Source organism: Vibrio sp. YT-18, assembly GCF_033337345.1.
GTDB lineage: Bacteria > Pseudomonadota > Gammaproteobacteria > Enterobacterales > Vibrionaceae > Vibrio > Vibrio alginolyticus.
Genome location: NZ_JAWOQO010000002.1, coordinates 25,854 through 34,582, shown reverse-complemented (window position 1 = coordinate 34,582; position 8,729 = coordinate 25,854). Strand labels below are relative to the sequence as shown.

The window sequence follows — 8,729 nt, the reverse complement described above, 5'->3', positions numbered from 1 at the left end:
CTCTGCAGATGATACCTCTTGAGCCAACAGGTCAAGGTCTTCCTCAAGAGTCGTTATTTCAGTTTCATCATCCAGTAATGCATTAAAGTAGTCATCAAGTGCTTGTTCACTGGACAGCACATCATTACTGCTCATCGAACGCCAACCTCTCCAGGTAAATCAGTAGCTGTTTATAGGCAAACACACCACGGCTACCAGATGCAAAATGCGAAGCTGGCAAGTGCTTTAAACTGGCATCGCGGAACTTGGTATCAATAGGCACCGCTGAGGTCCACACTTGATTTGGGTAATCTTTTTTCAGTTGCATCAATGTCTGCAATGACGCTTTCGTGCGCTTATCGTACATGGTTGGGACGATAGTCACTTTGAAACCGCCCGGGCGAGATTTTTGCATAATGGTTAGCGTACGCATCATGCGCTCTAGACCTTTCATCGCCAAAAACTCTGTTTGAACAGGAATCAAAATTCGGTCACTGGCTGCCAACGCGTTCACCATCATCACGCCAAGGATTGGCGGACAATCAATCAACACATAGTCATAGTCTTGTGAGACAGTTTGCAGCGCCCGTTTTAAGATTAATCCCATACCACTGCGATTACCCATTACGCGATCAAGCGTGGCAAGGGACATATGCGCGGGAATGATATCCATTCCTTCCAGCTCTGTTTCTAAAATCAACGGCTTAACCGTCTCACGAGAAAACGTCTTCAACTGGAATAAATCAAATAGGCTCGAAGTTACTGCATCAGGATCATAACCGAGATAAGTAGTCAGTGAGGCGTGAGGATCAGTATCAACCATCAATACTCGATGGCCTTTCTGGCTCAATAAGCCCGCCAATGTCACTGTTGAGGTGGTTTTACCCACGCCTCCTTTCTGGTTAGCTACACTCCAAACAATCATGATGAATCCTAAGCTAGGCCAACTTCCACCAACATGCGTTCAGCAATGCGGTCAAGCGGTAAATCTTCTGAAGAAATGCCTGCTTTAGCAACCGCTTGGGGCATGCCATAAACAACACAACTTTCTTCATCTTGTGCCCAAATTGTTGAGCCTGAAGACTTCAACATGCGAGCGCCCTCACGACCGTCTGCACCCATGCCTGTCAACACTAAAGAGAGCACTTTGTCGCCATATACTTTTGCGGCAGAACCAAAAGTCACATCCACACATGGTTTGTAGTTCATGCGATCACCGCCATCAATAATGCGAAGACGAGCAGCGCCCGCTCGTCCATCTACCATCATTTGTTTCCCACCTGGTGCAAGGTATGCCACACCGGGCTGTAACACATCGCCATCTTGTGCTTCTTTCACTTGAATCTTACACAAGGTGTTCAAACGACTGGCAAACGCAGCAGTAAACGTTGCTGGCATGTGTTGAATCAATACAATCGGATGCGGATAGTTCATCGGCAAGCGCGTCAGAATTTTTTGTAGAGCAACGGGGCCACCTGTTGATGTGCCAATTGCCGTCAGTTGATACTTCTTACCAGAAGCACGGTACTTTGTCGCAGCAGGTCGAGTTGGTGTTGGAGTCACAGGTGAAGCCGTTCTTGAACCTAATGATCGAGTAGTCGTGCTGGTACTCGCTGTTGGGCGAGCGATAGGTCGACGCATGAAAGCGCGCTTCGAGGCAATCTGAATCACACGCTGTTGAAGTAATGACACCGCTTCTTCACGGTTACGCGCAATGTCCTCAAACTTTTTCGGTAAGAAGTCCAATGCGCCCGCATCTAGCGCATCAAGCGTAGCTTTCGCCCCGTCGTGGGTCAGGGACGAAAACATTAGAATTGGCGTTGGAGCAGCGGCCATTATTTCACGTACAGCTGTAATGCCATCCATCACTGGCATTTCAATATCCATCGTGATGACGTCAGGTTTGAGAGATTTGGCTTTCTCAACCGCCTCTCTACCATTTACCGCAACGTCAATCACTTCTAGGCGCGATTCTGAGTTGATGATTTCGCTCACGCGACGTCGGAAAAAACTCGAATCATCAACGACTAGTACTTTAATCGCCATCTTATTCCTTTTAATAACGTCAGCTTTGCTTAAAGGCGTGAAGCCGCAGCATATCGCTTAAGTAAATCAGGCACATCTAGAATTAATGCAATATGGCCATCGCTAGTAATTGTCGCACCAGCCATACCTGGAGTGCCTTGTAATAGATTATCGAGTGGCTTAATAACCACTTCTTCTTGACCAATAAGCGTATCCACAACAAAACCAACGCGCTGGTTACCAATCTGTACAATCACCACGTGACCGTGACCAGTACGCTCTTGAACGTTTTGCGATTTGGATGCCAACCAGTTTTGTAAGTAAAATAGTGGGATAGATTTCTCACGCACAATGATCGTCAGCTGACCATCTACCACGTTTGTACGACTAAGATCCAAGTGGAAAATTTCACTCACCGAAGCCAGTGGTAGAGCAAAAGGATGACCGCCAACACCAACCATCAGAGTCGGTAAAATCGCTAACGTTAGTGGTACTTTGATCGTAATCTTAGTGCCCTTGCCTAGCTCAGAATCGATATCGATTGAACCGTTTAAGGTATTGATCGCCGTCTTAACCACGTCCATACCCACACCACGACCAGAAATGTCAGAAATTTTATCTTTACTTGAGAAGCCAGGTGCGAAGATAAGGTTGAAGCACTCTTTATCTGTTAAACGTGCCGCCGCATCTTCATCCATCATGCCACGCTTCACCGCGATGCCACGCAGTTTGTTCGGGTCCATACCGCCACCATCATCTACGATGGATAGTTCAATATGGTCCCCTTCTTGCGATGCTGACAAAATCACTTTACCTGTGCGTGATTTGCCTGCCTTCGCGCGTGCGTCTGGCATTTCAATACCGTGATCAACCGAGTTACGCACCAAGTGAATCAACGGATCGGCCAATGCTTCTACAAGGTTTTTATCGAGATCGGTTTCTTCACCGCGCATTTCTAGCACGATGTCTTTATTTAGGTTACGAGCCAAGTCACGGACAACGCGTGGGAAACGGCCAAACACTTTCTTAATTGGCTGCATACGCGTTTTCATTACCGCGCCTTGTAGATCCGCAGTTACCACATCAAGGTTAGCGACCGCTTTGGACATCTCTTCGTTGTCGCTATTCAAACCAAGGCTTAGTAGACGGTTACGCACCAATACGAGCTCACCCACCATGTTCATGATGGTATCAAGCGTCGAGGTATCAACACGAACGGTTGCTTCAGCCTGAGGTTTTTTAACCGCTGGTGCTTTGGCTTCTTCTTTTACCGCGACTGGTTTAGATTCTGGCTTTGGTGCTGGCGCTGCTTGAACAGGTGCTGGCTTAGCAACAGGCTCAGGTTTCGCAGGGCTTTGCTCTACGTTTGCTGAAGCAGGCTTCGTTGCCATGTCCAATTCTTCTAGCGTTGGGCCTTTACCTGAACCATGTAGCTCATCGAGTAACTTTTCGAACTCTTCGTCCGTCATTAAGTCACTGTCTTGATTTGATGAAGATGCCACTGGAGCGGAAGGCTCTGCCGCTTTAGGTGGCTCTACTGGTACGGATGCAGATGCAGCAGCCTCTGCCGTAGAAGGGCTTTTTCCTACACCGTGCAGTTCATCGAGTAAGCGTTCAAACTCATCATCAGTGATATCACCGCTTTCAACTGATGGTGCACTCGATTGAGGCGGTTCAGATGGCGTTGTAGGTGTCGCAGACATTGAGTTGCCTGGCGCTGAACCTTTACCATGAAGCTCATCCAATAGCTTTTCGAATTCGTCTTGGGTAATTTCATCAACAGAGCCGACACTTGATGGTGCTGACGGCGCAGCAGGTTCTTCGATGATAGGCTCGGGAATAATAGGCTCTGGAGTAGCCACTGGTTCTTCAACTACGGTTGCCGCTACTTCATCTTCTGACTCAGGTTTGCATAGACGATGAAGTTCTTCAAGAAGCTCAGGGTCCGCAGCTTCTAACGGCTCACGATCTTGAACAGCCTGGAACTGGGTATTAACCGTATCCAAGGCTTTTAGCATCGTATCCATTAAGTTTTGCGTTACCGTGCGTTGACCGTTTCGTAAAACGTCGAACACGTTCTCCGCACCATGACAAGTATCGACTAGCTCTGCCAATGAAAGGAAGCCGGCACCGCCTTTTACGGTATGAAACCCGCGGAAAATAGCATTAAGTAAGTCTTTGTCTTCTGGGTTATTTTCCAATTCAACCAACTGCTCAGAAAGCAGCTCGAGAATTTCCCCAGCCTCAATGAGAAAGTCCTGAAGAATATCTTCGTCTAAATCGTAGCTCATACGTTACCTTTAAAATCCAAGACTGGACAACAAGTCATCGACTTCGTCCTGCGATGAAACCGCATCTTCTCTCAGTTCTGGATGAAGAATCGGGCCTTCGGCTTCGCTTGTTTGTGTATTCTTTTTATCTGCCGGTTCTGACAAAACTTGAATGTGTTCTTCAAGTTTATTTCCAGAGAATACGGTTAGGATTTCCACTAAGCGGCCTTCTACTTCATTAACCAACGTAATTACGCGGCGAATGATTTGGCCAGTTAGGTCTTGGAAGTCTTGCGCCATGAGAATTTCGGTCAACTGGCCGCGCAATTCAGTGCTGTCACCTTCGACTTGCACTAATAGCCCGTCGATTCGGTGGCACAGTGCTTTAAATTCGCTTAATTCTATGCGCCCGTGCATGAGTTCATTCCATTGAGGACGAACTTTTAGAAGGCAATCATGCAGGTTGTCAGCGATAGGAAGGCAGCAGTCGACCGCATCCATTGTTTTGTTGGCTGCAAGCTCTGTCTTCTCGATCACATAATTGAGACGATCCCTAGCGTTAGGGATTTCGTCTTTCGCAATTTCGGTCATGCGCTGATCGAGACTGAACTGCTTGAGTGATTCGTGAAGGTCTCGAGTTAACGCTCCAATTTCTTGCAGCATTGGGTTATCGGCACCTTCGTAGATCGAGGCAACAAGCATATTGGCTTGGTCTTGTTCCCCGTTTTCTAGCATTTGAACGAGTGACTTCGCCTGCTCTAGTGAGATCATTCTGAATAGACCCTTTTACGTTTAGTTCTTCTTATCACTTTGAAAACGCTAAACGAGTCATTTAATAGGTATTTAATAATTGGTATGAATGACTCGAATAACAAAGAGAAAGAGAGAGTTATAAACGCTCGAAAATTTTATCTAATTTTTCTTTTAATGTTGCAGCAGTAAATGGCTTAACAATGTAGCCGTTTACACCTGCTTGAGCAGCTTCAATGATCTGCTCACGCTTCGCTTCAGCCGTGATCATTAGAACTGGCAGATGCTTAAGTTCTGCATCCGCGCGGATGTGTTTAAGCAAATCGATGCCTTGCATACCTGGCATGTTCCAGTCAGTTACAACAAAATCGAAGTCACCTTTTTTCAGCATTGGTAATGCGGTTAAACCATCGTCCGCTTCTTGAGTGTTATTGAAACCCAAGTCACGAAGCAGGTTTTTAACAATACGGCGCATTGTTGAGAAATCATCAACAATAAGGATCTTCATGTTTTTATTCAAAATTGCCTCCACTGAATCGTAAAATCAGTGTTTTTAGTCATTTTGTGTCCACGCACTGAGCTTGGTACGTAAACGTTGCATCGCTTGACTCAGTATTTGACTTACGCGAGATTCGCTTACGCCTAACACATCGCCAATTTCTTTCAAATTGAGTTCTTCATCATAATAAAGCGAAAGAACCAAAGCTTCACGCTCTGGAAGCTGTTTTATTGATTCAACCAGTGCTTTTCGAAATGATTCATCAACTACCCCTTTGAATGGGTTGCTGTCATCGGTTTCATCCGCCGGTGAAATCACATCATCAGAAACGCCTAAATCTTCAATACCGACTAATTTTGAGCAGTTGATATCGGTAAGAGCACTATGATATTGATCCAGTGTCATACCGAGATGCGTGGCTACTTCAGAATCAGTAGGATCTCGATTTAATTCGCCTTCCAGCTCCGCAATCGCTTGGTTAATCTCTCGATTATTTTTATGAACAGAACGCGGTACCCAATCGCCTTTACGCATGTCATCTAACATTGCGCCACGAATACGGATACCTGCATAAGTTTCAAAGCTCGCACCTTTAGAACCATCATAATTCTGCTGAGCTTCGATAAGACCGATCATGCCGGCCTGAATTAAATCCTCTACCTGAACACTCGGCGGTAAACGGCCTAGTAGGTGGTGAGCAATGCGCTTAACCAACACTGAATAACGTTCAATGAACGCCTGCTGGCTATTAAATTTGCCATGTTGGTCATAGGTTATCGCTTTATTCACCAAAAGGGTCCTCTGCGAATTCGGTACGATTTAGCAACCTTTCCACAAAAAATTCCAAGTGTCCACTTGGTGTTTTCGGTAGTGGCCACGTCAACGCTTTGTTTGCTAGTGAGCTGATAGCTAAAGCGGCAGGCGAGCGTGGGAACGCATCAACGACAATTTTTTGTCTTTTTACAGCCTGTCGTACTTTATCATCTAATGGAATACATGCTACGAGTTCAAGGCTAACATTCAAGAATCGCTCTGTGACTAGTGTCAACTTTGCAAACAATTCTCGCCCTTCACGGTAGCTTCTGACCATATTTGCTACAACTTTAAAGCGTTGAACTTGGTGTTCTTTACTCAACAGCTTGATTAATGCATAGGCATCTGTGATTGACGTCGGTTCATCACACACAACTACAACCACATCTTGAGCTGCTCGCGAAAAACTGATTACCATGTCAGAGATACCAGCAGCGGTATCAATCAGCAGGACATCCATTTCGTCTTCAAGACTACCAAATGCTCGGATGAGTCCGGCATGCTGAGCGTGAGAAAGCTCTGTCATGCTCTGTGTGCCAGAAGTTGCAGGAATTATCTTTATACCATAAGGCCCTTCGACAATCGCATCTTTTAGCTCACATTCACCCGCTAAGACATGTCCTAGATTACGTTTTGCACGAATTCCGAGCATCACGTCCACATTGGCCAGACCTAAATCAGCGTCGAGAACCATCACCTTCTTGCCTTGGCGAGCCATACAAATCGCCAGACCCAGTGTTACGTTTGATTTCCCCACACCACCTTTGCCGCCAGTAACAGCAATCACTTTGGTCAACGATGGTTGTGTTAAGCGACGGAGGCCGCTTGCTTGATCGTGTATCATATTCTCAGTCATAGTAGTCCGCCGCCTTAGAGTCCTTCACTGTCACTGTTCCAAAAGTGAGGTTCGTTCTCTGTCGACTTCTCTAACAGTTCATTTGCTTTCGCAAGCATATATTTTGGTTGCGCTATCACAATGTCTTCTGGTACGCGCTGACCATTAGCGATGTAAGCTACTGGCATTGCGTTTTGAATCACTACACTGATGAATTCGCCTAGGCTTAATGACTCATCAAGCTTCGTCATAATACAACCCGAAAGTGGTATACGTCGGAAGTGATCCAGCGTTTCTTGTAGAACACGACGTTGTGCGGTAGCCGGCAAAACAAGGTAGCTGTGAATCACTTCCCCGCTCTCTTGCATTAGAGTGTCGAGCTGCTCGGAAAGCCTCACATCTCGTTGCCCCATCCCTGCCGTATCGACCAAAATCAGTCTTCTGTTTCTTAGCTGATATATAACATCGGCTAACTCGTTAGAATCTTTAGCAACTCTTACGGGACAACCCATAATTCTTCCGTAAATTGAGAGTTGCTCATGTGCACCTATGCGATATGTATCTGTTGTCACAAGGGCCACATTGTCGGCACCGTATTCCATGGCTGCGCGTGCTGCGAGTTTCGCTACGGTTGTTGTTTTCCCAACCCCCGTCGGACCCAACAATGCGACTACGCCACCACGTTTTAAAATGTCCTGTTTAGGAATATTGATTTGATCCGCCACCAGCGACAATAACGCTTTCCACGCTCGCGCTGGCTTTGTATCTTCCGGGATATAACAGGCCATCTGGTCTGCTAACTCCGGAGAAACGCCCATTCGCTCTAAGCGCTTAATCAGCATCGCTCTTAGCGGCTCACGGCGTTCTACTTCTTGCCACATCAGGCCAGAAACTTGGTGCTCCAACAGACGACGAATTGACGTCATCTCTTCGCGCATGCTTTCTAGCTCATCGGCCGATTCGTCACGCTCATCACTTGGGCGACGTCGGTCATAGCGCGTCGGGTCCAGCTTGGGCGTCGGACGTTCAAATCGATTGTCCTGTGCGATTAGCTTCGCCAAAGGTGAATCTGGTTGATATGGCGCTGGCTTTTCTTGGTTGTAGCCGTCGCGATGCTTATTTTGGCGTTGCAGCAAAGCAGAGAGCGAATCTTCATTTTCCGCTACGTGGTCGTCAGCATCTGCTGCACCACCGCTATATTGCTTAAGCATATTAGCGAATCGCTGCGTCATTGAGCCTGTTTTTTCATTGTTACTGTTATTACTGTTCAGGCTAATTTTATCTTCATCTAAATGACGATCTTGGTAACGATCAGCAGAAGACGATGACATTTGACGATGTTCGTTATAGCGATTCGTTTGAGAAGCACCGCGATTTTGCTGTGACGCTGCGCTTGCTTGAGACGGATTAGATTCACTATCTATCGCCGCAACAATCGCTACTCCACCAGCCACTTTCTTGTTTGACATGATCACCGCTTCCGCGCCTAACTCCTCTTTCACTTGGAGCAGCGCCGTTCTCATGTCTTTGGCAAAAAATCGCTTTATTTTCAAACTAT

8 protein-coding genes and 1 pseudogene are annotated in these 8,729 nt (G+C 46.5%); all 9 read right to left on the bottom strand.

The genetic code is table 11. From position 1 onward, the window contains the following. Positions 1-135 (bottom strand): annotated as a pseudogene (locus R7M72_RS02445) (chemotaxis protein CheW); the annotation flags it as partial. Next, on the bottom strand, positions 125-904 hold the full coding sequence (locus R7M72_RS02440) for a ParA family protein (protein ID WP_005380505.1): 780 nt from the start codon (positions 902-904) through the stop codon (positions 125-127). The pseudogene R7M72_RS02445 and the gene R7M72_RS02440, both read right to left, overlap by 11 nt. A gap of 8 nt (positions 905-912) precedes the next feature. Then, positions 913-2,025 (bottom strand): chemotaxis response regulator protein-glutamate methylesterase, encoded by a 1,113-nt coding sequence (locus R7M72_RS02435; RefSeq protein WP_005380504.1) that lies wholly within the window; start codon positions 2,023-2,025, stop codon positions 913-915. A gap of 29 nt (positions 2,026-2,054) precedes the next feature. Beyond that, a complete protein-coding gene (locus R7M72_RS02430; protein WP_053306690.1) occupies positions 2,055-4,295 on the bottom strand; it encodes a chemotaxis protein CheA in 2,241 nt (746 codons plus the stop codon). Between the two features lie 9 nt (positions 4,296-4,304). Next, positions 4,305-5,045: a protein phosphatase CheZ gene (locus R7M72_RS02425; RefSeq protein WP_005380502.1), complete on the bottom strand. Its 741-nt coding sequence runs from the start codon at positions 5,043-5,045 to the stop codon at positions 4,305-4,307. Between the two features lie 118 nt (positions 5,046-5,163). Further along, entirely contained in the window at positions 5,164-5,532 is a 369-nt protein-coding gene (cheY, locus tag R7M72_RS02420; protein WP_017635949.1) for a chemotaxis response regulator CheY, read from the bottom strand. A 45-nt stretch (positions 5,533-5,577) separates the two neighbouring features. Next, positions 5,578-6,312 (bottom strand): RNA polymerase sigma factor FliA, encoded by a 735-nt coding sequence (locus R7M72_RS02415; RefSeq protein ID WP_005380499.1) that lies wholly within the window; start codon positions 6,310-6,312, stop codon positions 5,578-5,580. Beyond that, entirely contained in the window at positions 6,305-7,192 is an 888-nt protein-coding gene (locus R7M72_RS02410; protein ID WP_005380498.1) for a MinD/ParA family protein, read from the bottom strand. Before R7M72_RS02410 ends, R7M72_RS02415 begins: the two co-directional genes overlap by 8 nt. Positions 7,193-7,206: 14 nt before the next feature. Continuing rightward, positions 7,207-8,724 (bottom strand): flagellar biosynthesis protein FlhF, encoded by a 1,518-nt coding sequence (gene flhF, locus R7M72_RS02405; protein WP_025767171.1) that lies wholly within the window; start codon positions 8,722-8,724, stop codon positions 7,207-7,209. Between the last annotated feature and the right edge of the window lie 5 nt (positions 8,725-8,729).

What these genes read in the sequence shown, in the direction of transcription:
- R7M72_RS02425 (WP_005380502.1), bottom strand. Translation starts at nt 5,045, where the DNA reads ATGATCTCACTAGAGCAGGCGAAGTCACTCGTTCAAATGCTAGAAAAC.
- R7M72_RS02440 (WP_005380505.1), bottom strand. Translation starts at nt 904, where the DNA reads ATGATTGTTTGGAGTGTAGCTAACCAGAAAGGAGGCGTGGGTAAAACC.
- R7M72_RS02435 (WP_005380504.1), bottom strand. Translation starts at nt 2,025, where the DNA reads ATGGCGATTAAAGTACTAGTCGTTGATGATTCGAGTTTTTTCCGACGT.
- R7M72_RS02410 (WP_005380498.1), bottom strand. Translation starts at nt 7,192, where the DNA reads ATGACTGAGAATATGATACACGATCAAGCAAGCGGCCTCCGTCGCTTA.
- R7M72_RS02430 (WP_053306690.1), bottom strand. Translation starts at nt 4,295, where the DNA reads ATGAGCTACGATTTAGACGAAGATATTCTTCAGGACTTTCTCATTGAG.
- cheY (WP_017635949.1), bottom strand. Translation starts at nt 5,532, where the DNA reads ATGAAGATCCTTATTGTTGATGATTTCTCAACAATGCGCCGTATTGTT.